The organism is Microlunatus sp. GCM10028923 (assembly GCF_042666975.1).
Taxonomy (GTDB): domain Bacteria; phylum Actinomycetota; class Actinomycetes; order Propionibacteriales; family Propionibacteriaceae; genus Microlunatus.
In genome coordinates this window covers 39,541-61,183 of sequence record NZ_JBHTFF010000021.1, presented here as the reverse complement: position 1 = coordinate 61,183, position 21,643 = coordinate 39,541, and the positions used below count along the sequence as shown (strand labels likewise).

Below are 21,643 nucleotides of genomic sequence, written 5' to 3'. Positions count from 1 at the left end.
TCGGTACGCTACCGCCATGCCAGATCGCGTGGCGGTGATCATCGAGGACGACGCCGATATCAGAAACCTGCTTGAGGCCATCCTCGCCCAGGCGGGATTCACGACGCATGCCGTGTCGGAAGGAGCGGACGGCGTCGCTGCGGTACGGGACCATCAGCCGATACTGACGACCCTGGATATCAGCCTGCCCGGTATCGACGGCTTCGAGGTCGCGCGCCAGATCCGACACTTCAGTGACACCTACATCATCATCTTGTCCGCTCGCACCGAAGAGGTGGACACGTTGATGGGGCTGGACGCGGGAGCGGACGACTACCTGACCAAGCCGTTCCGGCCGCGAGAGCTGCGGGCCCGGGTCGAGGCGATGATGCGGCGCCGCAACCTGTACGCCGCGGACGGCACCGTCCCTGGCGATCGTCCGGCCGGTGAGCCCGGCGCTCCGGAAGAGACCGAGCCGACCGGCGACGGCTGGCTGAGCCACAACGGCCTGCGGATCCATCCGGAGATGCGGCTGTGCGAGCTGGACGGCTCGTCGGTGACGTTGACCCGGAGCGAATTCGATCTGCTGCAGGCGATCATGAACGGCAAGCGCCGGGTCGTCTCCAAGGACACGCTGTCGCTGGAACTGCGCGGCGACCACAGCACCGGCGGCTACGTCAGTGAGTCCGACCGCCGCGCCGTCGAGGTGCATCTGGCCAACGTCCGGCGCAAGCTCAACGACCCGGTCAACGCCCCGCGGTTCATCGAGACCGTGCGCGGTGTCGGCTATCGGCTGGCGACCCGGCAGGCGCAGTAGCGATCAGCGATCGGAGTCGTGCGCGGCCCTGGCCCGTTCCAGCCGGCCCCGGTCGGTCGACTGCGCCCGGCGCAGTGCGGGCAGTTTCGACCGCGCGACACCGAAGTCGATTCCGCTGACGGCGGCCCGGATCGGTCGCACCGCCCGGACGATCGCGTCGGCACCGACCATCAGGCTGGTGCTCTCCAAGCTGAGCAGGGCGACCTCGGCGCGTTCGGCGTTCCCGGCCGAGACCGCTGAGGTCACGGCCGTGACCCGATGCTCGAGCAGGTCGAGATAGTCGCTGACGAACTGCCAGACCACGGCCGTGTCGCCGCCGACCTCTTTGGTCAGCTCGACCAGGGCGGGACCGGAACCGGCGTCGGACCTGGCCCGGCGAGGCTTCGCGGGACCCGGCACGGCCGCATCGGCGGTGCGGTCCTTGTTGGCGCGACGCGGCTTGGCCAGCGGTTTCGCCGGAACGGCCGGCGGAGACAGGGGCTCGGGTTCCATGGCGCTGCTCATGGTCGAATCACCGGCCCGTAGTCTGCGGCTTGCCATGGTCCCGTCGTGTCCTGATGTCCGGCGCGTACGTGACGGCCGGACCAGTGCGGTGACGATGGGGTCTGGGACACCTTCTCCCTCGCTGAACCGCTGACCTTGAAGATCAGGCATCCGACCTTGATAGACATGGTCAGGCCGGGGCGGCAACAGGCACGTCATAGCTGCGGGTCTACGACGCCGGCCACACCCGGCCCGACATGAATCATCTTGGACCAGAGGATTCAGTGACCGGCTCGTTTTGGCTCAGCGGCGTCTCAAGATTCGATCAAGAACCGGTGGACCGGTTCGGGGCGCTCAGGAGGGCCCGAGCTGCCGTCCGGTAGGGCCGGAAGTCAGCCGCTGGCGTACCTCGAGGCCGATCACCGAGGTCGAATGCCGACCGTCGAACGTCTTCGCCTCGTAGCCGACCTCGGTCACCCAGCCGACGAACCCGAGCACCGGTACGACCTCGATCCGGCCGTCCTCGAGCACCCGGTAGCTCGCCTGTCCGGGCACCTCGAACTCGGACACGGGCAGCCCGGTCAGCGGGTTGAGCAGCCGCACCGAGGCGGGATCGAAGCCGGAGTCGCCGTCCAGGACGCCGTCGTTGGCCAGCGGGTCGAAGACCAGCGTCTGGCCGGAGACCGTGACCGGGAAGTCGGGATTCGTCACGCCGGGCTCGGCCGGCACCTCAGCGAACAGGTTGCCGCTGGACACCTCGTCCTTGGCGACGACGACCTCGATGGTGTCGTTGTCGACCAGCACCGCGCCGTTGCCGGCGGCCTCGACACCGTCCCGGTACGCCTTCGGCTGGTGCTCCAACAGCCGGTACGTTCCCGGCTGGAGCCCCTCGAACGCGAACAGGCCGGACTCGTCGGTGGTCGTCGTGGTCACCTTGACGCCGCCCGATTCGAGGGTGATCCCGACTCCGGCGAGCGGAGTGTCGTTGACGTCGAAATAGCCGTCGTTGCCGGCGTCCGCGTACACGTAACCCTTGATTCCGGCCGAACCGCCCGGATCGGCGGCGGCAGGCAGTGCGGCGGTCACGCCGCAGCAGAGAACTGTGGAGGCCAACACCGCGAGGGAGCCTCGTCGGAGGGTTCGCGTCAGCGCGGGTCGGGCGTTTCCGCCTGAGAGCGCCTGGTTCATACCCCGTCCTGTCGAGTCGGCCCGGGGCGTGGCAGAGCCACCTCCCCGAGTGATCCAGCTGGCATTCGGTCCCCGCATGCCGGTTTGATCAGACCCCACCGTAGGTTGGGGTCACGGGGATGTCAACGCGCCCGTACGAATTTCGGGCGGGACAAAAATACCGCGGTCGGGGCCCGCATTCCCCGACCGCGGAAGTTTTGTGAGGACCGGCGGACCGTTCCTCAACCTCGGCGGCGCCGCCCGGATCCGAGGAGCCCCCCAGCATCGGGTCCGTAGCGGCTGCCGTGTTGAACCATTCCAGGCAGGCGTACATCCGTCGTACATCCGGCTCATCGGCATGCGATATACCCCGGTAATCTGCCGCCGTGCCGCCCCTTCCGGGGCACAATGTGCATGCCGGACTCAGGAGTCCGGAACCCGACCAAGGACCGATACGGCGTGATCTTCCAGATCCTGGGACCGATGCTGATCACCGGTGAGGCGGCAGCGCGCTTCATTCCGGGTACGAAGCCGCGCCAACTTCTCGGTCTGCTGCTGTTGCACGCCAACCGGTTCGTCTCCACCGATCACATGGCGGACAGCCTGTGGGACGGCGAACCGCCCGGCTCGGCCGGAGCGAATCTGCGCAGCTACATCCGCAAGCTGCGCACCACCCTGCAGGAGCGCGGCGTCACCGCGGCCATCGAGACCCGGCCCGGCGGGTACGCCTTGATGGTGGGCACCGACGACGTCGACACCTCCCGGGTCGAGGCGATGCGGTCCGAGGTCCGGCACCTGACCACGGTCGGCGACTACGCCAGCGCCCTGGTGCTGCTGGACACCGCGCTCGACCTGTGGCGGGGCTCGCTGCTCGAGGACGTGCCGGTGTGTCTGGCCTGGCAGCCGCAACTGACCCGGTGGGACCTGGCCCGGGCCGAGATGCTGGACGACGCGATCGGGCTGCAGATCGAGCACGGCGATCCGCGCCGCGCGGCCCAGCTGGTCCGGGAGGCGCTGGATCGGGACCCGTACAACGAGGACCTGTGGTGCCTGCTGCTGCGCTGCTTCCTGGCGGCCGACCAGCCCGCCTTCGCCCGGCAGGCCGCCGACGAGGGCGAGAAGCTGTTCGCCGAGGAACTCGGGGTCGCCCCGGGCGCCGACTTCGCTGCGCTGGCCGCCGAGGCGCGGGCGATGCCGGCCCGGCGCACCCTGACCCCGGTCCCCCGCCGGCCGCCGGAGGAGCCCGCGAAGCCGGACCGGCTTGCGGAGTCACCGGTCCCCGAACGGGGCGACAGCGGGGATCCGCCGTTCCGGCGCGAGGTGCCGACCCAGCTGCCGATGGACGTGGCCGACTTCACCGGCCGTACCGAGCACCTGACGGAGTTGGTCGAGTCGCTGCGGACCCGGACCGCGGACCGGCCGCTGGTGGTCGCCATCTCCGGGCCGCCGGGGATCGGCAAGTCGGCCCTCGCGATCCGGATCGGGCACCTGGTCCGGGACTCGTTCCTGGACGGCCAGATCTTCCTCAGCCTGCACGGCGACCGCCACGTCGACCCGACCTATGCCGTAGCCGAGGCGCTGGCGGCGCTCGGTGTCCAGACCGTGCCGGAGCGCCTGGACCGGGCGGCCGCCCTGCTCCGGTCCGAACTGGCCAGCCGGCGGGTGTTGTTGATCATCGACGACGTCGGTACGGCGAGCCAGGTGGAGGAACTGCTGCCCGGCACCGGCGACACGGTGACCCTGCTGACCAGCCGGCGCCGGCTCACCGAGATCGCCGGCATCCGCTCCCTTGAGCTCGGCGAACTGGAGCCGGCCGAGGCGGAGGCGCTGATCGAGGAGATCGCGCCGGGCCGGGAAACGGCGGACAGGCAACGGCTGGCGACCGCCTGCGGCCGGCACCCGCTGGCGCTGCGGATCGCGGCGGCCCGGCTCAGCCGGCGACCGGATCTGAGCGTCGCCGAACTGGTGCGCCGGCTCTCCGATCCCGACCAGGCGCTGAACGAGCTCACCCTGGGCGAGACCGCGTTCCGGTCCAGCGCCGACCTCAGTGCCCGGTCCCTCGATGCGGCCGACGCGACCGCGTACCGGGTGCTCGGCGCGCTGGAGGCGACCGAGTTCCCGGGCTGGGTGGTCGAACTGGCCAGCGGCTCCTCCCGTACCGCGGACAACCTGCTGGAGGAGAACCTGCTCCAGCTGGTCAGCCGCGGGCAGGCCGGGACGGCCGAGTTCCGGATGCACGACCTGCTCCGCTGGCACGCCCGCGAGTGGGGCGCCGAGCATCGGCCCGAGACCGTCGAGGGCGTACGGCGAGTGCTGCTCGGCTGGCTGGTGCGGGCCCGCGAGGCCGCCGCCGCTCTGCCGTTCGAATTCCTAGGCGTGGCGTTCCCGATGCCGGACGAGGCCCCGGACCCGCCGGCCGACGCGACCGCCGAGGACTGGTTCGCCGGCGAGCAGGGCCGGCTGATCGACCTGGTCGCGACCGCCCGGCGGTACGGCGCCGACGACCTGGCCTGGCGGCTGGTCTGCACCTGGTCGGCGTACTTCGACCTGCGCGGGCACACCCAACTCTGGCACCACGCGCTGACCGCCGTACTGCCGTCGTCGAACGGCCTGGACGATCCGCTGGGCGAGGCGACCGTGCTGCGCGATCTGGCCCAGATCGATCTGTACCGCGCCGACCTCGATCTGGCCGCGGACAAGTTCCGTCGGAGCCGGTCCCTGTTCCAGCAACTGGACCACCTGCCCGGGGTCGGTGTGACCGAGATCGGGCTGGCCACCACGCACCGGATGATGCGCCGGTTCGACGTCGCCGAGCAGCACGCGAAGGCGGCCCTCGACTGCTTCCGTACGCCCTCGGAAAATCATCTCAAGGCCACCGCGATGAGCGCGATCGCCGCGATCCACATCGCCGCGAATCACAAGGACCAGGCGGAAACCTGGCTGCTCCGGGCCCGCGACCTGGCCGCCCGGATCGGTGATCAACACCGGGTCGCGACGGTACTGCGCCGGCTCGCCGCGCTGCATCACGCACGGGAGGACTACCCGGCCGGCCGGGCCGCGATGACCGAGGCGCTGGCGATCTTCGACGCGCTGAGCGACGACCGGTGCGCCACCCAGACCCGGGTCACGTTCGGCATCGTGCTGACCAAGACCGGCGACCTGGCCACCGCCCGCCGGGAGCTGAACCGGGCCCTGGGCTCCGCCGAGCGGGCCGGAGAGCTGGACGATCAGGCGCTGATCCTGGAGTCGCTCGGCGAGGTCAGCCTGCTCGCCGGACGGCGCAACGAGGCGATCCGGCTGTATCGCCGGGCGGCGCGGCAGTGGCAGGTCTGCGGCCTGCAGTCCGAAGCCGATCGCGCCGAGCGGCGCAGCCTGGACATCTCCTCGGGTGAACGCGGGGCCGTGCAGTAGCTCGCGGGATGTGCCAGAAATGTACGAGGCCGGTCCACATTGAGCCCATGCGGGAGATCCAGGGGGAATCATCGGGTGCACCACGTGCCGACCAGTCCACGGACCTTCCACGTCAGGACTCACAGCACACGTCGGGGGTTGCGGTGATGATCACCGATGCCACACCACGCTCGGCCGAAGAGGCCCTGCGCTGGCAGTTACGGCGGATCGGCAGCTCGGCCTGGGAGGGCTGGGCCCTGCGGTTCCAGCGGCTCGCCTTCGGCTACGCGTCCGAGGCCGGCTGGCGCCGCTGTGACGAGGGTCTCGACTGGTTCAGCGATCATGATCTGATCTCCCAGGGAAGTCCCCCGCGCGGTGCTCTCGCCTGGTTCGAGGTCGGCGGGAAAGTGACCGTCCGCGGCAGCCTCGGCGACGGCGAGGTGATCGGCCCCGGTGTCGAGGGCCGGATCGGCATCGTCCCCCACGACACCCTCGGCCGCTACCTCGGCTGGACCCCCGCCATCTTCCCCTTCGCCCGCTGACCCCTCCGCCGACCCGGCACAACCGCAGGCGTTTCTGCGGCGTGTCGCTGCGCTGGTGCCCGGTCGGCAGGGATCTGGGGGAGACTCGGGTCCGGCCAGGCTGAGGTCCGGCCAGGGCTGAGATCCGGATGGGCTGAGATCCGGATGGGGCCAAGATCCGACTGGACCGAGATCCGATCATGGCGCTGCCCGGCGCGCTCCGCGACCACCGCATCGGCTGACCATGCCCATCCGATGTGCGTCCTCGGCGTCGTGAACTCGCCGCGGAAGAAGATCTCCCAGACGCGCTTCTGGCCGACCTGGCGGGCCAGGTAGGCCGAGCCGAAGCCGGCGTCGAAGGAGCCGACGTCGGCGTCGGTCTGCTTGAACCGGGTGTGCTCGGCGCTGGCCGGGGTCAGGTCGCAGACCAGGTGCGGGCTGTGCCCGCCGCCGGGTGCCCAGCCGTTGACCAACGCGATCACCTCCCTTGGCGGCGCGGCACGCACCAGTGCTGGCTCCGGCGCCAGCCGGCTCAACCCCGTACCTCCGACAGGTCCGCACGCCGTACGCGCGCGGCAAGCGACCGCCGAGACCGCACGCCGAATCAACCCGATTGCAGAGTCTTCTGCCGACGCGGTCACCTACGCCGAGTGGACGCAAAGGACGCCCCGCACTGCGTCGAGAGCGGTCAAAGCGTCCACTCGGCGTAGCCAGCACCGGGGCTGGATTCACGCCGGCGCTTCGGTTCCGCGGTCCGGGGCCGAGGGGTCAGGCCGGGTCGGCTGTCCCCTCGCCAGCTCCGCATCCGCCGGTTCGAGCCCGCTCGTTCCGGGGCCGTGCACGTCGCTGACCTCACGGATCCACGGCTCCTCACCGACCGCCTAGATCCGACCCGCCGCTCCGCACGATCTCGATCGTGCAGGGTGCCTCCGCGTCACTGCCGGGGGTTGACCCTTCGCGGCTGCTGGAAATCACGCGGGCCCGGAGGCGTTGGAGGGTGTCCCCTTTACTCCCCGACCGGCTCAAAGCTCCCCGACTGGCTCCGACCTCCCTGACCCGACCCGACCCAACTCCCGACCCAACCCAACTCCCGACCCAACCCCCGACCCTGCCCAACCTTCCGACCCAACTCCCCGACCCAACTCCCCGGCCCGACCCGGCTCCCCCGGCCCGACCCAACTCCCCGACCGAACCCGCCTCCCCGGCGGCCTACCTCCCCAGGTTCTCGACCTCCCCACCTCCTCACAGTCGTCCACACCTCCCCAACCGCCCGCCGACTCGTCACCTCTGCTGCGACACGCCGCAGAAACGCCTGCTGTTGTGCCGGGTCGGCGTTTCTTGGGGGTGGTGGGTCGGGCGTCGTTAGGGTCGTGGGCATGCGATCCGACGACGAACGCGAGCGGTTGCGGCAGACCTTCGGCGCGGCGGCCGAGCGGTATGACCGGACCCGACCCTCCTACCCCGAGTTGATCTTCGACCGGCTTGCCGAGCTGGGCGGGCTGACGGCCGGGGACCGGGTGTTGGAGATCGGCTGTGGGACCGGTCAGCTGACCCGGTCGCTGGTCGCCCGCGGCTACCGGGTCACGGCGGTCGAGCTGTCCGAGGACCTAGCCGCGGTGGCGCGGCGCAACGTTCCCGACGCCGAGGTGATCACCGGCGACTTCGAGCAGTGGGAGTTGCCGGCCGAACCGTTCGCCGCGGTGGCCGCGGCGACCTCGTTCCACTGGATCGACCCGGCGGTCCAGTTCAGCAAGACGGCGGCGGCGTTGCGGCCGGGTGGCGCGCTGGCGATCATCGGTACTGCGCACGTCGACGGCGGCACCAGCGAGTTCTTCGCCGAGGTCCAGAAATGCTACGAGCGTTGGGATCCCGAGCACACCAGGCCCGACTTCCGGCTGACGAAGGCGGAGTCGATCAAGGACGACTTCGACGTCACGCCGGGAGGATTCTTCGAGCCGGTCGGTACGGCGCGCGAGGTGGTCGAGATCCCGCACGACACCGAGACCTACCTCGACCTGCTGCAGACGTTCTCCGGCCACCTGGCTCTGCCGCCCGAGCGGCTGGACGGTCTGCTCGGCTGCATTCGTGGCCTGATCGACGACCGCTACGACGGCCGGGTGATCAAGGCCAACCTGTTCCGGATGATGGTGGGCCGCAAACGCTGAGGTACGGTCAGCGACTCGGCCACTGCCAGGACGGGCGCTCGAAGCGACCCTGGCCGGCGATCATGGTCTCACCGAGTTCCTTGATCAACTCGATCCGGACCAGATCGTCCGCGTGCTCCGCGATGATCTTGTCCACCAGTCCCGGCGCGTGGCTGACGATGATCACCTGGGACCGTTCTGCCGCGGCCACGATCAGCCGGGCCAGGCTCCGGGTAGAGGTCCGGGTGCAGGCTGACCTCCGGTTCGTTCAGCACCAGCAGCTCCGGCGGCCGGGGCGACAGCAGGGCCGCGACCAGCATCAGGTAGCGCAGCGTGCCGTCGGACAGCTCGGCGACTCCGATCGGCCGCAGCATCCCGGGCTGCCGCAGCGCCAGCGCCAGGTCAGCGTCGCCGGAGACCAGGCTCGACCCGTCGAACGCCTCCGCGATCGTCGCGGCCAGCAGCCGGGAGTCGCCGACCTCCTGGATCGTCGCCAGCGCCGCCGCGACATCGCCGCCGTCATGCCCCAGCACCGGGGTCCGGGTCGGGATCCGGGCCGCCCGCGCCGGTGCCTCCGGGTCCGTCCGCAGCTGGTCGTAGCAGCGCCAGCCGCGCAGCCGTTCGCGTACCGCGGCGATCTCCGGCGACGCTCCCGCGTATTCGCTGAGCAGCGACTCCGAACCGGCCAGGGTCCGGCTCAGTTCCGTCCAGGACCGGCCGTCCCGCATCCGGACCAGCGGCCCGGCCCGGTCGATCAGGGTCGCCGCGGGCCGCAGGATCGGGCCGGACCAGATCGCCTCGGCCTTGATCCTCGGGTCGTACGGGAACGCGCCCGCCTCGGCCGGGGTCGGCAGACCAAGATCAATTCCGTACCCGAAGCTGTCTCCGGCGACACCGAGCCGCAGCCGGACCGGCCCGGTCCGGACGGTGCCCTGGACCGGCACCTCGCCGGACCGCATCCGTTCCGAGATCTTCTCCGGGCCGGCCCAGCGCACCGAGTCGAGCCCGCCGGACCGGGCCAGGCTGCCGATCAGCTGACCGTGCCCGGCGTCGGCGAGCAGCCGGATCGCCCGGTACAGGTTGGATTTCCCGGTCCCGTTGGCCCCGGTGATCACGGTCAACCGACCCAGCTCGACCACCACGTCGCGCAGTGATCGGTAGCCCTCGACGGCCAGCGTGGTGATCATGACGTGCTGATCATGGATTCGGGCCGGGTCGGCGCCCAGAACCGCTTCTTGCCGCGCCGGGTGTCCTCGTAGACGCCGCCACCCTTCCTGATCACCTTCTCGGAGGCGACGTTGTCCTCGTCACAGGTGATCAACACCGGATCGAGGCCGAGTTCGTACGCGATCGGCAGCGCGGCCAGCAGCATCGCGGTGGCGTGACCGCGCCGCCGGGCGGTCGGCCGTACGTCGTAGCCGATGTGGCCGCCCCACTCGAGCAGGTTGGCGTTGAGCCGGTGCCGGATCGCCAACCGACCGAGATATTGATCACCGTCGACGTACCAGAGCGTGGTGCCCGGCACGTAGCCCGCCGGCCGCGGCGAATCCTCCTCCGCGTCTGCGCGAACCTTGATCACGTACTCCGCGAACGCCTCCGGCGCGTGCCAGCGGTCGGCATTGCTGCGGATATCGCTGCCGACCATGGAGTTGTCGCCGGAGTCTCCCCGTCCCTCGGCCTGGAATTCGTTCATGGCCTCGACGAAGGACCGGTGGACTCGGGTCACTGGCGCGATCAGTTCAGGCATCCGCCCATTCTGGTACGCCCCACTGACGCTCGGCGACCGGTTAAGCCGCCCGCATGGGGTCGGCGGGTGCCAGCTCGGGAATCGTCGCGCGGACCGACGGCCGCATCAGCCACGCGGCGACGGCGATGAGCAGCACCCAGCCGAGGAGCTCGGCAGCCAGGTGATCAACGGGCCGCAACGGCACCGACTGCAGCAGGTACACCCGAACACTGTTGATCGCGCCGTGGGCCAGCACCGGCGGCCAGACCGAGCCGGAGCGCAACCGCAGGGCGAACAACAGCGGCGCCCAGGCCCCCATTCCGAGGAAGTAGATCACCTTCTCGCCCACGGTCTGGTCGGCGAGCGTGCCGAGGACCGGAAGATGCCAGATCATCCACACCGGGACGAAGATCAGCGAGAGTCGCCAGAAGCCCCAGTGCGCGGCGCGGTCGACCAACCAGCCGCGCCAGCCGAACTCCTCGCCGATCGCGAACACGGACTGCATCGCGAACACCAGGACCAGAATCGGCAGCAGGCCGACGATCTGGCCGACCGGCGCCAACTGCGCCGTCCCGGTGGCGAGGGCGAAGATCAACTCGGCGGCCGCGACCGCGGCGATGATCCCGACACCGATGGAACCCCAGCGCAGGACTCCGGCTCGGCGAACGGCGAACACGTCCCGGAACCGGCCCGGTCGCAGCACCCGGAACATGATCAACGCGACGATGAACGGCGTGTACTGCAGCACCGGCACCACGGCGTTGAGCAGGTCGGCCGGGATCAGCCCGGTGATCATCGGGATCCCGAGCAGATTCACCACCACGACGGTCAGTCCGAGGTACGCCGCGACCTCAGTCCAGCGGGCCCGGCCGCCCGCCCTCGTCATTCCCGCACTCGACGCCCTGCCCGCATCGGCCTCTGCCATGCCGCAACCGTAGACCTGCGAGCACCCTGTCGGTGGTGATCTCCGACACCTCGGTCGTCGGGCCGGCTCTACGGCTCGGCCCGACGGCTCCGAAGGCTCTCGGTTCAGGCAGAAGGTGCTTCCTGAAGGGCACGGACCTCGACCCGGCTGCGCAGGGCCTTCGAGGCCTGCTTGGTCCACTCGATCGCGACGTCGTCGTTCTCGGCCTCGATGATCCAGAACCCGCCGAGGTACTCCTTCGCCTCGACGAACGGGCCCGGGGTGAGGACGGGGCTGTCGCCGGAGTAGTCCACCGTGGTAGCGGTCGAGGGCGGCTGCAGGCCGCCGGCGGTCACGAAGGCCCCCGCCTCCTCGAGCGCGGTGTTGAACGCACCGACCGCGGCGAACAGCTCCTGCAGCTCCGCGGGGTCGATGTCGGCCATCGTCGGCTCTTCTTCGGAGTCGTGCGGAAGGCTCAGGAAGTACTGCGTCATGATCGTCTCCTTGTTGTCCAACTGGTGTGAGCATCGCGTCCGGGGACGCGCCCTCTGATACCGGAAACGTTAGGCGGGAACGGATCGGCGCCGCATCAGTCATTGTGACTGGTGTCCGAGCCCCGATGACTGACTCAGACCAGGCTGCTCAGTTCGGCGCGGGCGGTGACGCCGAGCTTCGGGTACGCCTTGTAGAGGTGATGGCCGACCGTTCGCGGGCTCAGGAACAGCTGGGCGGCGATCTCCTTGTTGGTCCGACCGGCCCCGGCGAGCCGGACCACCTGCAGTTCCTGCGGCGTCAGCAGGTCGAGCGGTCCGTTGCTCCGCGGCTCGTCGTCCCGCTGGCCGAAGGCGGCCAGTTCGCCGCGCGCCCGCTCCGCCCACAGCTTCGCGCCGAGCCGGTCGAACGCCGACACGGCCGCCCCGAGCTGCGCCTTGGCTTCCGTACGACGACGCCGGCGGCGCAGCCATTCGCCGTAGACCAGCTGCGTCCGGGCGCGCTCGTACGGACCGCCGCTGCGCTCGTGGATCCGCAACGCCTCGGCATACAAGGGCCAGGCGTTGGCGTCGTCGGCGAGCAGGGCCCGGCAGCGCAGCAGCAGCGCCGTGGCCACCGGCCGGTCGACGTGCTCGGCCCAGTCCCGCAACCGTGCCATCGGCTCGTCGGCGCGATCAGGCCGACCGCTGCGTACGGCGGCCTCCACCAGGTCCGGCAGGGCCCGGATCAGGAACGGGTCCTGACCGCCGGGGCTGCGCGAGACGCGGTCGAGCCCGTCGAGAGCAGCCGAGAACCGCCGGGCGGACAGCTCGAGCATGCCGAGCCCCCACTCGGCGATCGCGGCATTGACCCGGTGCCGGGTGCGGGCCTGCGGCAGGATCTGTTCCGCGAGCCCACGGCAGCGTTCCTCGTCACCCGCCACGGCGTGCAGCCACACCTCGAGCGAGCGGTTCGCCAGGCGCTCGGTCACGTTCCCGAGTTCGTCGCTCACCGACGCACCTTCGGCGGCGCACGCGCGGGCGTCGGTGAACTCGCCGCGGAACAACCGGGCCGTTGCGAGCAGGTTCAAGGTGTACGGAATCCAGGCGGCAGCTCCGGTCGCACGCACCTCGGCCAGCAGGTCCTCGACCTGGCCGACCACCAGCTCGTCGTCGGCGATCATGAGCCCGCCGATGCCGGCGGTGATCCGCCACATCAGGTCCTGGGTGCCGCCGGGAGCCGCCGGATAGAGCTCCCGGATCCGGTCGGCGGCCCGTTGCGGCCGGCCGTCGTACAGCTCCACCCACCCGAGCAGGGCCGCAACCACGGGCGCCCAACCCGGCGGCGCAGCGAACTCCTGCATCAGTTCGGCCGCCCGCTGCAGCAGGTCGTGGGCCGCCGCGTGCCGGGCGGCGTGCACGGCCTCGTACAGATTGAGGGCGGCCCGTTCCGGATCGGCGTCTCGCACCAGCGCGGCGGCCTCGAGCGTGAGCTCCGCGTCGACCCGGGGATCGGTGCGCTCGTACTCCACGGCGCCTCGGGTGTAGCTGGCCGCTGCCCGTACGCCGGGATCGGTGGTCAGGGACATCGCCTCGGCCGCCAGCCGGGCCGCGCGGTCGGCCTGGCCGGCATCGAACGCGGCCTGGCTGGCCTGGGCGAGCCGCCTGGCCTTCAGTTCCCGGTCGGCGCTGAGCCGCCCGGCGCGGTCGTACGCGGCGGCCACGGCGATCGCGCCGCCCCGGTGCAGGGCGCGTTCCGCCACGCGTTCGAGTTCGACGGCCACCGACTCGTCGGGGGCGGTCGTCGCGGCGGCCAGGTGCCAGGCCCGCCGGTCGGCATCGGCGTCGGCGCGCAGCCCGTCGGCGTACGCGCGGTGCACCTCGATCCGCCGGTGCAGCGGCGCGTCCTGGTAGGCAGCTGCCCGGACCAGCGGGTGCCGGAAGGCGATCCGGCCGTTGATCTTGATCATCCGGCTGCGCTCGGCGGGGGCCAGGTCGTCGGCGGCACCGCCGAGAGCCTCGATCACGTACAAGATCGTTTCGAGAGGAGCGGCGGTGTCCGTGGCCGCCACCAGGAGGGCGCGTTGGGTGGGTTCGGGCAGGTCGACGATCTGACGACGGAACGTGTCCTGGACGCGGCGCGGTACCGGCAGCGGACCGACCGGGTCGGACGCGTCGGCGTCACCGGCCGCGAGGCGCGACGAGCCGAGCTCGATGATCGCCAGCGGATTGCCGGCGGACTCCGCGAGCACCCGGCTCCGTACCGGTTCGACGAGACCCCGAGCATGATCATCAAGCAGTCGGGCGGCGTCGGGCGCGGCCAGACCGGACAGCTCGACGACCTCGACTCCGGTGGTCTCGACCGGCATCGGCGTCTCGCGCATCGCGAACAGCAGGGCGATCGGGTCGGCCACGAAGCGACGGGCCGCGAACAGCAGTGCCTCCGCCGAACCCTGGTCGAGCCATTGCAGGTCGTCGATCACGCACAGCAGCGGGGCGTCCTCGGCCACTTCGGCGAGCAGCGACAAGGTCCCGGCCGCGATCAGGAACCGGTTGGTGTCCTCTCCTCCGGCCAGCCCGAACGCGCACCGCAGCGCCGCCGCCTGGGGCGCCGGAAGGGCGTCCAACCGGTCGAAGTGAGGAAACAGGAGCTGGTGCAGTCCGCCGTACGCCAACGCGGCGTCGGATTCCACGCCGGTCGCCCGGACCACCTGCATCCCGCCGGTCCTGGCGATCGACACCGCGTGGTCGAGCAGCGCCGACTTCCCCATTCCGGCCGAACCCCGCAGCCCCAGCGCACCGCTGCGTTCCTCGCGCGCGTCCGCCAGCAGGCGCTCCACCCGTGACTGTTCCGACCCCCGTCCCACCAGCGACATGCGGTCACAGTAAACGAGCAGGGTCCGGGCGGAGGCATGCCCCCGCGACCCCGTGACTAGGGTCGGCCCAGTGAGAATCGGCCTCGGTCACGACATCCACCGGCTCGTCCCGGGGCGCCCGCTGGTGCTCGGCGGCGTGCCGATCGAGGCGGACGTGGGCTTCGACACCCACTCCGACGGTGATGTGCTGTGCCATGCCCTGGTGGACGCGCTGGCCGGGGCGCTCGCGGACGGCGACCTCGGCACCCACTACCCGGAGGACGACCCGGCCGCCGACGACGCCCGCAGCCTCGACTTCGTGATCGAGTTCGCCGAGGTGGTGGCCGCCGCCGGCTACCGGGTCGAGTCGGTGGACAGCTTCGTCGTGCTGGGTACGATCCGGCTCCGGCCGCACCTGGACCGGATGAAGATCAACATCGCGAGCGCGCTGGGCCTGGACCCGGGCCGGGTGTCGGTGAAGGCCAGGTCGAACGACGGGATCGGCCCCGAAGGCGAGGGTACGGCGGCCAGCGCGTCCGCCGTCGTCCTGCTCCGGGAGCCGGCCGAACCCGGCTGATTTGCCCGCCTGCAAGGGATGTGAGAATCTGGAGTTGCCTGACTGGCACCGGACGAGGTGCGTCGTACCCGGCCAGCGACAAGACGACGCAAGAAAGCCTGTCATGTCATGGGTCATCTTGATCATCTCGGGAGTCCTGGAAGCCGTCTGGGCCACCGCCCTCGGTAAGTCCGAAGGATTCTCCAAGCCGATACCGACCGTCACCTTCGTGGTCGGACTCCTGCTGTCGATGGCTGGTCTGGCCTTCGCCATGCGCGACCTGCCGACCGGCACCGCGTACGCGGTCTGGGTCGGCATCGGCGCCTCGCTCACCGTCACCTACGCCATGATCACCGGCGCCGAGCCGTTCTCGGTGCTGAAGTTGATCTTCATCCTGGGCATCGTGGCGTGTGTGATCGGGCTCAAGCTGCTGCACTGAGCCCGCGGCAGGTGCGGCGTCAGCCGTGGCTGATGTAGGCCTCCAGCTGCTCGGTGTTGTCCTGCAGTTCCCGCATCCGCACCTTGACCACGTCGCCGATGCTGATGATGCCGAGCAGCCGGCCGTCCTTGACCACCGGCAGGTGGCGGATTCGCCGGTCGGTCATCACCGCGTTCAGCCGGTCCACCGCGTCGTCGAGGGCGCAGGTGGCGACGTTGGTGGTCATGATCTCTGCGACCGGGCGGTCCAGCAGCCCACCGCCGAGGTCGTTCAGCCGCCGCACCACGTCCCGTTCGGACACGATGCCGACGATCCCATCCGGTGCCAGCACCACCATGGCCCCGATGTTGTGCTCGGCGAGCCGAGCCAGCAGCTCGGCCACGGTCGCGGACGGACCGATGGTGGCGACCGCGGCGCCCTTGCCCCGCAGGATGTCGGATACACGCATGGCAACCTCCTCGATGTGAGCCGTGTCACACAGGTTACGGCGTCGGGCCTGTCGGCGGAACCCCTTCCGGCGGCTCCCCGGATTCCCCCGCGGGCACGGCTCACATTTCGGGGTACGGCAGCGTCTACCGGGCATGGATCTCCAACTGAACGACAAGATCGTCATCGTGACCGGCGCCTCGAAGGGCATCGGGCTGGCCACCGCCCGGAGGTTCGCCGCCGAAGGAGCCCAGGTGGTGGCCGTCTCCCGGACCCCGAGTTCCGCGCTGGCGGAGTCGGGCCCACAGATCCGGCACCTCGCGGTCGACCTGGCGTCGCCCGACGGGCCGGCCGAACTGGTCGACGCGGTGGCTCGTGAGCACGGCCGGATCGACGTCGTGATCAACAACGCCGGCGGGCCGCCGCCCGGCACCCGGATGCCGGTGTTCGGCTTCCTGGACCGGACCGACCGGGACTGGCAGGCCATGATCGACTTCAACCTGCTGTCCGTGGTCCGGCTCTGCCGCGCGGCGATCCCGGTCATGATCAACAGCGGCGGTGGCGCGATCGTCAACGTGAGCTCGACGCACGCTCTCGTACCGTCGGCGATCAACGTCGACTACGGCGCCGCCAAGGCCGCCCTGCGCAACCTGACCCAGGCCCTGGCCGAGGAGTTCGGGCCGCAGGGCATCCGGATCAACACGGTGACGCCGGGGCCGGTGCTGACGCCGTGGTGGACCGATCCCGGTGGCGCCGCCGACGTGCTGGCGGAGCAGACCGGGCGCACCCGCGATGCCGTGATCGCCGAGCTGGCACCCGAACTGATGTCCCTCACCACCGGCCGGCTGGCCCACGCCGAGGAGATCGCCGACGGGATCGCGCTGCTCGCTTCGCCCCGCTCGGGCAGCACGGTCGGTGCCGAGCTGGTGATCGACGGCGGGCTGGTGAAGACCGTCTGAGCTAGCCCTGTTCCTTGATCACCACGACGCCGCCCGGCTCGACAGTGACCTGGCCGGCATGGCGCTGCCCGGTGAGCAGGTCGGTGCCGGTCGCGGTGAGGTTGCGCGGGGCGTCGTCGTGGTTGATCCCGAACAGGTAGCCCTGCTCGCCCTGCCGGCGGCGGACCACCTGGAGTCCGTCGTCGGCCGCGGCAACCACCGGTACGTCGGCCCGGCCGAGCAGGTCGTCGACGAGGGCCTGAAGATCATCGTCGGTGGGCCGGGTGGCCAGGTAGTTCGCGGCGCCGGCGCCGAGCTCGAGCCGGGTGTACGCGGGCGTACCGGCGAGCGGTCCGTCGACGTAGTGCGCGACCCCGGTCGCCGTGGTGGTCTGCAGCAGCTCGGTCCAGGATCCGCCCGTCCAGCCGTTGTCCAGCGGTTGGGTTTCGCCTTCCAGCAAAGGGAAGAACTCCTCGCCGCGGATCCCGAGCAGGTCCCGGTAGGCGCCGGGGTAACCACCGGTGATCACCCGGCCGGTCTGGTCCGCGATGCCGGAGAAGTAGGTGATCAGGACCTCAGCGCCGGACTCGACGGCCGCGGCCAGGCGCTCCGCGAGCCCGTCGTAGGCGAGGTGCAGCATCGGCAGGATGATCAGCCGGTAGCCGTCCAGCGAGGCGTCCGGCCGGACCACGTCGACCACCCGGTGCCGCCGGGTGCAGGCCCGGTGCAGCACCGACGGCAGCTCGAGCGGATCCAGCTCGACGGTCGGCTTGCCCCAGGAGCGCAGCGCCCACTGCGAGGCGTAGTCCATGATCATCGCGATCCCGGGCCGTTCCACCGTGCTGCCGCGCAGTTCGGCCAGCGACCGCAGGTGATCACCCAGCCGGACCACCTCGCGCCACACCTTGGTGTCGGTGCCGGCGTGCGGCAGCATCGCCGAGTGGTACTGCTCGGCCCCGGCCGTCGACTGCCGCCACTGGAAGAACATCGCGCCGTCCGCGCCGCGGGCGACGTGGCTCAGGCTGTCCCGGATCAGCTCGCCCGGTGCCTTGGCCCGGTTCCGCGGCTGCCAGTTCACCGCGCTGGTGGAGTGTTCCATCAGCAGCCACGGCCGGCCCCGGCTGACCCCGCGGGCCTGGTCGGCGGACAGGGCCAGCGACCAGTGCCGGTGCGGATCGTCCGCCGTCGTGTAGTGATCGTTCGCGACCAGGTCCACCTCGTCGGCCCAGGCCGCGTAGTCGACCGGGGCCAGGGTCGGCTTCACCATGAAGTTGGTGGTGATCGGGACATCCGGGGTCAGCCGGCGCAACAGCCCTCGTTCCAGCCGGAAATGATCAAGGAGCACGTCCGAGGAGAACCGGTGATAGTCGAGCACCAGGGCCGGGTTGTGGTTGCCGCTGATCGCCCGCGGCAGCGGTACGTCGGCGAACTGCAGGTAGTGATGGCCCCAGAACGCTGTGCCCCAGGCCTGGTTGAGGGCTTCGATGTCGCCGTAGCGCTGCTCCAGCCAGCGCCCGAACGCCGCCGCGCACGCGTCGCAGTAGCAGCGCCCGTTCTCGTTGCCGATTTCGTTGCTGACGTGCCACAGCCGTAGCGCCGGATGATCACCGTACCGGTTCGCCAGCGCCTCGACGATCTTGGTCGCCCGCTCCCGGAAGATCACCGAGCTCGGGCACCAGCCGAGTCGCGCACCGGGTCCGTTGCGGCGCCCGTTCGCGTCGACGGTGAGGACCTCGGGATAGCGGCGCAGCAGCCACGGCGGCGGGCCGGCGGTCGGCGTCGCCAGCGCTGCACCGATCCCGGCGCCGGCCAGCCCGTCCAGCACCCGGTCCAGCCAGCCGAACTCGAAGCTGTCCTGATCGACCTCGAGCAGGCTCCAGGCGAAGATGCCGACGCTGACCACCGAGACACCGGCCTCGGTCATCAGCCGCAGGTCCTCGGCCCACACCTCCTCGGGCCACTGCTCGGGGTTGTAATCGCCGCCGTAGCCGAGCCCGTCGGCCAGCCAGCGGAACGTCCGCGGCGCCGTCAGGTCCGCCGCGTGGCTGGTGAAATCCCGAGGTGCGTTCACTGGGACTCGTCGATCCACTGCCAGGTGGCGGGCAGCGCCTCGGCCAGCGGCGGCAGGTCCGGATGCCACTTCCGCTCCCACTCCAGCGACTGCGCCCAGGCCGGGTCGATCACGGCCATCAGATCGGCCATCGGATAGTCACCGGTGCCCGGGAACACCGGCCGGTACTCCTGCCGCGAATCCGTGTCCTTCACTTGTACGTAAGCGATCCAGGGCCGCAGCAGCTCGATCGTCTCGGCCGGGGTCTCGCCGGCCCGCCAGGAATGTGCGGCGTCCCAGATCACGCGTACCGGATGATCACCGAGCCGGTCGTCGACCGCCCGCAGCAGGCGCGCCAGCCGGGCGCCCGCCGAGTGCGAGTCGTGCAGTTCGACGAAGATCGAGACGCCGAGCTCCTGGGCCAGCGCGGCGGCCGGCTCGAGCCGGTCCAGCGCGGCCAGCTCGCCCGCGGTCAGTTCCGCGGCCCCGTCCCGGTCCGGATCGCCGGGGAACACCCGTACCCCGTCGGCACCGAGCGCAGCGGCCAGCCTGAGGTGAGCGGCAAGATCATCGTCGACGTCCTCCTGCCCGCAGATCCGGACGTAGGAGGCGACGCACAGGACGTGCAGACCGGCCGCCGCCAGTTCACTCCGCATCGCGGCACGATGATCATCGTCGAGCTCGGTATGGACGACTTCGTCGATCGCGGACCGCAACTCGACCCCGGTGCACCCCGACTCCGTCGCCAGGCTGATCACCTCCGGCAGGGTCGCCCCGGAACAACCAAGCGTCGAGAACGCACGCATCGCCATGATGGCTGATCCTAAACTGCTGCCAGTTCCGGTCTGGATGCGGGCCGGTTCGGAACGGCTGGCACAATCGAGTCGTGACCGAACCGAGCGAGACCGACGTCCTCGTCGTCGGCGCCGGTCCGGCCGGCTCGGCGGCCGCCGCCTGGGCGGCCCGGCAGGGCCTCGACGTGGTCCTCGCCGATGCGGCGGTTTTCCCCCGTGACAAGGCCTGCGGCGACGGATTGACGCCGCGCGCGATGGCCGAACTGGACAAGCTGGGCCTGGGCGACTGGGCCCGCGGCCACGTGACCAATCGGGGGTTGCGGGCGCACGGTTTCGGGCAGGTGCTGGAGCTGCCGTGGCCCGGCGGCTCGCTGCCCGGCTTCGGCTCGGCGGTGCCCCGGACCGAGCTGGACGCGCGGATCCGGCAGGCCGCACTGGACGCCGGCGCGGTCCCCGTCGACGGTGCCCGCGCGGTCGACGCCACCCGGACCGGCAGCCGGGTGTCGGACGTGATCTTCACCCGGGCCGACCAGTCCACCTGGACGATCCGCTGCCGCAGGCTGGTCGTCGCGGACGGCGTCCGGTCCCCGCTCGGCCGGGTGCTCGGCCGGACCTGGCACCGCGAGACGGCCTACGGCGTCGCCGGCCGCAGCTACGTGGACAGCGGCCGCGACGACGACTGGATCTCCTCCCACCTGGAGCTGCGCGGCGAACGCGGCGAGCTGCTGTCCGGCTACGGCTGGATCTTCCCGCTCGGCGGCGGCCGGGTGAACCTCGGCGTCGGCACCCTGGCCACCGCGAAGCACCCGGCCAACCTCCAGCTCCGGCCGCTGATGGAGTTCTACGCGCGGCAGCGGCGGGACGAGTGGCAACTGGGCGACCGGCTGGCCGAGCCGAAGTCGGCGATGCTCCCGATGGGCGGCGCGGTGTCCGGCGTCGCCGGCTCCAACTGGGCCCTGATCGGCGACGCCGCCGCCTGCGTGAATCCCTTGAACGGCGAGGGAATCGACTACGGACTGGAGACCGGACGGCTGGTGGCCGACCTGCTGTCCGCCGAAACTGATCTTGCCGAGGCGTGGCCGGCGTTGCTCCGTGATCATTACGGGAAGCCGTTCTCGATCGCCCGCCGGCTGGCCGGCCTGATCACGGTCCCGGGTCTGCTGGCCCGGCTCGGGCCGATCGGGATGCGGTCCCGGTTCCTGATGACGATCGCGCTCCGGGTGATGGGCAACCTGATCACCGACGAAGATCACGACCTGGTCGCCCGGCTCTGGCGGCAGGCCGGCCGGCTGTCCTCCCGGTTCGACCCCCGGCCACCGTTCGCCCCAGCCTGAACCAGGCAGCAGGACGGCGACCGATCAGGGCCACCAGGCCTGGGGAAGGTTCTTCCGAATGGTTCGGTCCTTGGTCATCAGCGGTGTATCGGTGGCTGCGGCCTGCGCGGCGATCAGCCGATCGAAGGGATCGCGCGTCCAATCAAGCGTCGCGGCAACCTCGCAGATCAGTGCCGACGGTGGATCACTGATCACCAGTTCCAGCTTCGGAGCAAGCTCGTCGATGACAGCCTTTGCCGGCGCGTTGATCTTGCCAGCCTCGTACAAGAACTGAAGCTCAAGCGACACGAAGGGCGACAGCACCAGTGTGTCCCTGTCCAACCGTCGGCGGACCTTTTCGGGAAGAAGGCGTTCCGGATCCTTGCCGAGCCAGAGCACAACGTGCGTGTCCAGGATCGTCACGGCCGCCACTCACTGGACCAATCAACATGCACCAACTCTTCAGGGTCACCATCGAACAAATCCGGATGGGGAGTGAGCCGTGACAGTTTGCTCACATCGTCGGCCACCACGATCCGCAGTCGCCGACCAGCCCGCTCGATCTCGAGCGGCATTCCGGTGTCCAGGACCTCATCGAGCAGCCGATAGACGTTCTGCCGGAGTTCCGATGCGCTGACGGCCATGATGACCTCCTCACGTACGTACCCCCA

The 21,643-nt window shown here is 70.5% G+C and carries 20 protein-coding genes, 1 pseudogene and 1 riboswitch; of the genes and pseudogenes, 8 read left to right on the top strand and 13 right to left on the bottom strand.

What is annotated here, in order from left to right:
- Window positions 1–16: 16 nt before the first annotated feature.
- Window positions 17–796, top strand: a complete 780-nt coding sequence (locus ACFQU4_RS34695) for a response regulator transcription factor (RefSeq protein ID WP_377501126.1) — start codon at window positions 17–19, stop codon at window positions 794–796.
- A gap of 3 nt (window positions 797–799) precedes the next feature.
- Here ACFQU4_RS34695 and ACFQU4_RS34690 read toward each other — a convergent pair whose 3' ends face one another.
- Window positions 800–1,288, bottom strand: coding sequence for a hypothetical protein (locus tag ACFQU4_RS34690; protein WP_377501124.1), 489 nt, complete (start codon window positions 1,286–1,288; stop codon window positions 800–802).
- Window positions 1,289–1,633: 345 nt separating this feature from the next.
- Complete coding sequence (locus tag ACFQU4_RS34685; RefSeq protein ID WP_377501122.1) at window positions 1,634–2,365, bottom strand: SdrD B-like domain-containing protein; 732 nt, start codon at window positions 2,363–2,365, stop codon at window positions 1,634–1,636.
- 495 nt (window positions 2,366–2,860) lie between these two features.
- Between ACFQU4_RS34685 and ACFQU4_RS34680 the strand changes: the two genes are divergently transcribed.
- Both ACFQU4_RS34680 and ACFQU4_RS34675 read left to right on the top strand, forming a co-directional pair.
- On the top strand, window positions 2,861–5,857 hold the full coding sequence (locus ACFQU4_RS34680) for a tetratricopeptide repeat protein (protein ID WP_377501120.1): 2,997 nt from the start codon (window positions 2,861–2,863) through the stop codon (window positions 5,855–5,857).
- A gap of 146 nt (window positions 5,858–6,003) precedes the next feature.
- On the top strand, window positions 6,004–6,378 hold the full coding sequence (locus ACFQU4_RS34675; RefSeq protein WP_377501118.1) for a hypothetical protein: 375 nt from the start codon (window positions 6,004–6,006) through the stop codon (window positions 6,376–6,378).
- Window positions 6,379–6,594: 216 nt separating this feature from the next.
- Here ACFQU4_RS34675 and ACFQU4_RS34670 read toward each other — a convergent pair.
- Window positions 6,595–6,848: pseudogene (locus ACFQU4_RS34670) on the bottom strand (enoyl-CoA hydratase-related protein); the annotation flags it as partial.
- Window positions 6,849–7,733: 885 nt separating this feature from the next.
- On the opposite strand from ACFQU4_RS34670, the gene ACFQU4_RS34665 reads away from it, so the two are divergent.
- On the top strand, window positions 7,734–8,522 hold the full coding sequence (locus ACFQU4_RS34665) for a class I SAM-dependent methyltransferase (RefSeq protein ID WP_377501116.1): 789 nt from the start codon (window positions 7,734–7,736) through the stop codon (window positions 8,520–8,522).
- Window positions 8,523–8,590: 68 nt separating this feature from the next.
- On the opposite strand, the gene ACFQU4_RS34660 is transcribed toward ACFQU4_RS34665, so the two are convergent.
- From ACFQU4_RS34660 to ACFQU4_RS34640, 5 genes are all read right to left on the bottom strand, one after another.
- Complete coding sequence (locus ACFQU4_RS34660; RefSeq protein WP_377501114.1) at window positions 8,591–9,688, bottom strand: AAA family ATPase; 1,098 nt, start codon at window positions 9,686–9,688, stop codon at window positions 8,591–8,593.
- On the bottom strand, window positions 9,685–10,248 hold the full coding sequence (locus ACFQU4_RS34655; RefSeq protein WP_377501112.1) for a GNAT family N-acetyltransferase: 564 nt from the start codon (window positions 10,246–10,248) through the stop codon (window positions 9,685–9,687). The genes ACFQU4_RS34660 and ACFQU4_RS34655 overlap by 4 nt, the downstream gene beginning before the upstream one ends.
- Window positions 10,249–10,288: 40 nt before the next feature.
- The gene (locus ACFQU4_RS34650; protein ID WP_377501110.1) at window positions 10,289–11,152 is read right to left on the bottom strand and encodes a CPBP family intramembrane glutamic endopeptidase; all 864 of its coding nucleotides are present in this window, start codon (window positions 11,150–11,152) and stop codon (window positions 10,289–10,291) included.
- A gap of 104 nt (window positions 11,153–11,256) precedes the next feature.
- Window positions 11,257–11,625, bottom strand: coding sequence for a YciI family protein (locus ACFQU4_RS34645; RefSeq protein WP_377501108.1), 369 nt, complete (start codon window positions 11,623–11,625; stop codon window positions 11,257–11,259).
- Window positions 11,626–11,759: 134 nt separating this feature from the next.
- Window positions 11,760–14,498: an AAA family ATPase gene (locus ACFQU4_RS34640; RefSeq protein ID WP_377501278.1), complete on the bottom strand. Its 2,739-nt coding sequence runs from the start codon at window positions 14,496–14,498 to the stop codon at window positions 11,760–11,762.
- 49 nt (window positions 14,499–14,547) lie between these two features.
- Here ACFQU4_RS34640 and ispF point away from each other — a divergent pair, with 49 nt between their 5' ends.
- Together ispF and ACFQU4_RS34630 are read left to right on the top strand one after the other, a co-directional pair.
- Window positions 14,548–15,033: a 2-C-methyl-D-erythritol 2,4-cyclodiphosphate synthase gene (gene ispF, locus ACFQU4_RS34635; protein ID WP_377501106.1), complete on the top strand. Its 486-nt coding sequence runs from the start codon at window positions 14,548–14,550 to the stop codon at window positions 15,031–15,033.
- Between the two features lie 31 nt (window positions 15,034–15,064).
- A riboswitch (guanidine-III (ykkC-III) riboswitch) is annotated at window positions 15,065–15,126 on the top strand.
- Window positions 15,127–15,136: 10 nt separating this feature from the next.
- Complete coding sequence (locus ACFQU4_RS34630) at window positions 15,137–15,451, top strand: DMT family transporter (protein ID WP_377501104.1); 315 nt, start codon at window positions 15,137–15,139, stop codon at window positions 15,449–15,451.
- Between the two features lie 19 nt (window positions 15,452–15,470).
- Here ACFQU4_RS34630 and ACFQU4_RS34625 read toward each other — a convergent pair whose 3' ends face one another.
- Window positions 15,471–15,899 carry a CBS domain-containing protein gene (locus ACFQU4_RS34625; RefSeq protein ID WP_377501102.1) on the bottom strand — a complete coding sequence of 143 codons (429 nt, stop codon included), beginning with the start codon at window positions 15,897–15,899 and terminating at the stop codon, window positions 15,471–15,473.
- Between the two features lie 133 nt (window positions 15,900–16,032).
- Between ACFQU4_RS34625 and ACFQU4_RS34620 the strand changes: the two genes are divergently transcribed.
- Window positions 16,033–16,836 (top strand): SDR family NAD(P)-dependent oxidoreductase, encoded by an 804-nt coding sequence (locus ACFQU4_RS34620; protein ID WP_377501100.1) that lies wholly within the window; start codon window positions 16,033–16,035, stop codon window positions 16,834–16,836.
- A 1-nt stretch (window position 16,837) separates the two neighbouring features.
- Here ACFQU4_RS34620 and ACFQU4_RS34615 read toward each other — a convergent pair whose 3' ends face one another.
- Both ACFQU4_RS34615 and ACFQU4_RS34610 read right to left on the bottom strand, forming a co-directional pair.
- Entirely contained in the window at window positions 16,838–18,886 is a 2,049-nt protein-coding gene (locus ACFQU4_RS34615; RefSeq protein WP_377501098.1) for a beta-galactosidase, read from the bottom strand.
- Window positions 18,883–19,677, bottom strand: coding sequence for a sugar phosphate isomerase/epimerase family protein (locus ACFQU4_RS34610; protein WP_377501096.1), 795 nt, complete (start codon window positions 19,675–19,677; stop codon window positions 18,883–18,885). Before ACFQU4_RS34610 ends, ACFQU4_RS34615 begins: the two co-directional genes overlap by 4 nt.
- A gap of 74 nt (window positions 19,678–19,751) precedes the next feature.
- On the opposite strand from ACFQU4_RS34610, the gene ACFQU4_RS34605 reads away from it, so the two are divergent.
- Entirely contained in the window at window positions 19,752–20,993 is a 1,242-nt protein-coding gene (locus tag ACFQU4_RS34605) for a geranylgeranyl reductase family protein (RefSeq protein ID WP_377501094.1), read from the top strand.
- A 24-nt stretch (window positions 20,994–21,017) separates the two neighbouring features.
- Here ACFQU4_RS34605 and ACFQU4_RS34600 read toward each other — a convergent pair whose 3' ends face one another.
- Both ACFQU4_RS34600 and ACFQU4_RS34595 read right to left on the bottom strand, forming a co-directional pair.
- A complete protein-coding gene (locus ACFQU4_RS34600; RefSeq protein ID WP_377501091.1) occupies window positions 21,018–21,395 on the bottom strand; it encodes a type II toxin-antitoxin system VapC family toxin in 378 nt (125 codons plus the stop codon).
- On the bottom strand, window positions 21,392–21,616 hold the full coding sequence (locus ACFQU4_RS34595) for a type II toxin-antitoxin system Phd/YefM family antitoxin (protein WP_377501088.1): 225 nt from the start codon (window positions 21,614–21,616) through the stop codon (window positions 21,392–21,394). Before ACFQU4_RS34595 ends, ACFQU4_RS34600 begins: the two co-directional genes overlap by 4 nt.
- Window positions 21,617–21,643 lie beyond the last annotated feature (27 nt).

Coding starts and splice junctions, on each gene's coding strand:
- ACFQU4_RS34595 (WP_377501088.1), bottom strand. CDS start 21,616: ATGGCCGTCAGCGCATCGGAACTCCGGCAGAACGTCTATCGGCTGCTC.
- ACFQU4_RS34665 (WP_377501116.1), top strand. CDS start 7,734: ATGCGATCCGACGACGAACGCGAGCGGTTGCGGCAGACCTTCGGCGCG.
- ACFQU4_RS34630 (WP_377501104.1), top strand. CDS start 15,137: ATGTCATGGGTCATCTTGATCATCTCGGGAGTCCTGGAAGCCGTCTGG.
- ACFQU4_RS34695 (WP_377501126.1), top strand. CDS start 17: ATGCCAGATCGCGTGGCGGTGATCATCGAGGACGACGCCGATATCAGA.
- ACFQU4_RS34655 (WP_377501112.1), bottom strand. CDS start 10,248: ATGCCTGAACTGATCGCGCCAGTGACCCGAGTCCACCGGTCCTTCGTC.
- ACFQU4_RS34645 (WP_377501108.1), bottom strand. CDS start 11,625: ATGACGCAGTACTTCCTGAGCCTTCCGCACGACTCCGAAGAAGAGCCG.
- ACFQU4_RS34620 (WP_377501100.1), top strand. CDS start 16,033: ATGGATCTCCAACTGAACGACAAGATCGTCATCGTGACCGGCGCCTCG.
- ACFQU4_RS34625 (WP_377501102.1), bottom strand. CDS start 15,899: ATGCGTGTATCCGACATCCTGCGGGGCAAGGGCGCCGCGGTCGCCACC.
- ACFQU4_RS34680 (WP_377501120.1), top strand. CDS start 2,861: ATGCCGGACTCAGGAGTCCGGAACCCGACCAAGGACCGATACGGCGTG.
- ACFQU4_RS34660 (WP_377501114.1), bottom strand. CDS start 9,688: ATGATCACCACGCTGGCCGTCGAGGGCTACCGATCACTGCGCGACGTG.
- ACFQU4_RS34675 (WP_377501118.1), top strand. CDS start 6,004: ATGATCACCGATGCCACACCACGCTCGGCCGAAGAGGCCCTGCGCTGG.
- ACFQU4_RS34650 (WP_377501110.1), bottom strand. CDS start 11,152: ATGGCAGAGGCCGATGCGGGCAGGGCGTCGAGTGCGGGAATGACGAGG.
- ACFQU4_RS34610 (WP_377501096.1), bottom strand. CDS start 19,677: ATGGCGATGCGTGCGTTCTCGACGCTTGGTTGTTCCGGGGCGACCCTG.
- ACFQU4_RS34690 (WP_377501124.1), bottom strand. CDS start 1,288: ATGGAACCCGAGCCCCTGTCTCCGCCGGCCGTTCCGGCGAAACCGCTG.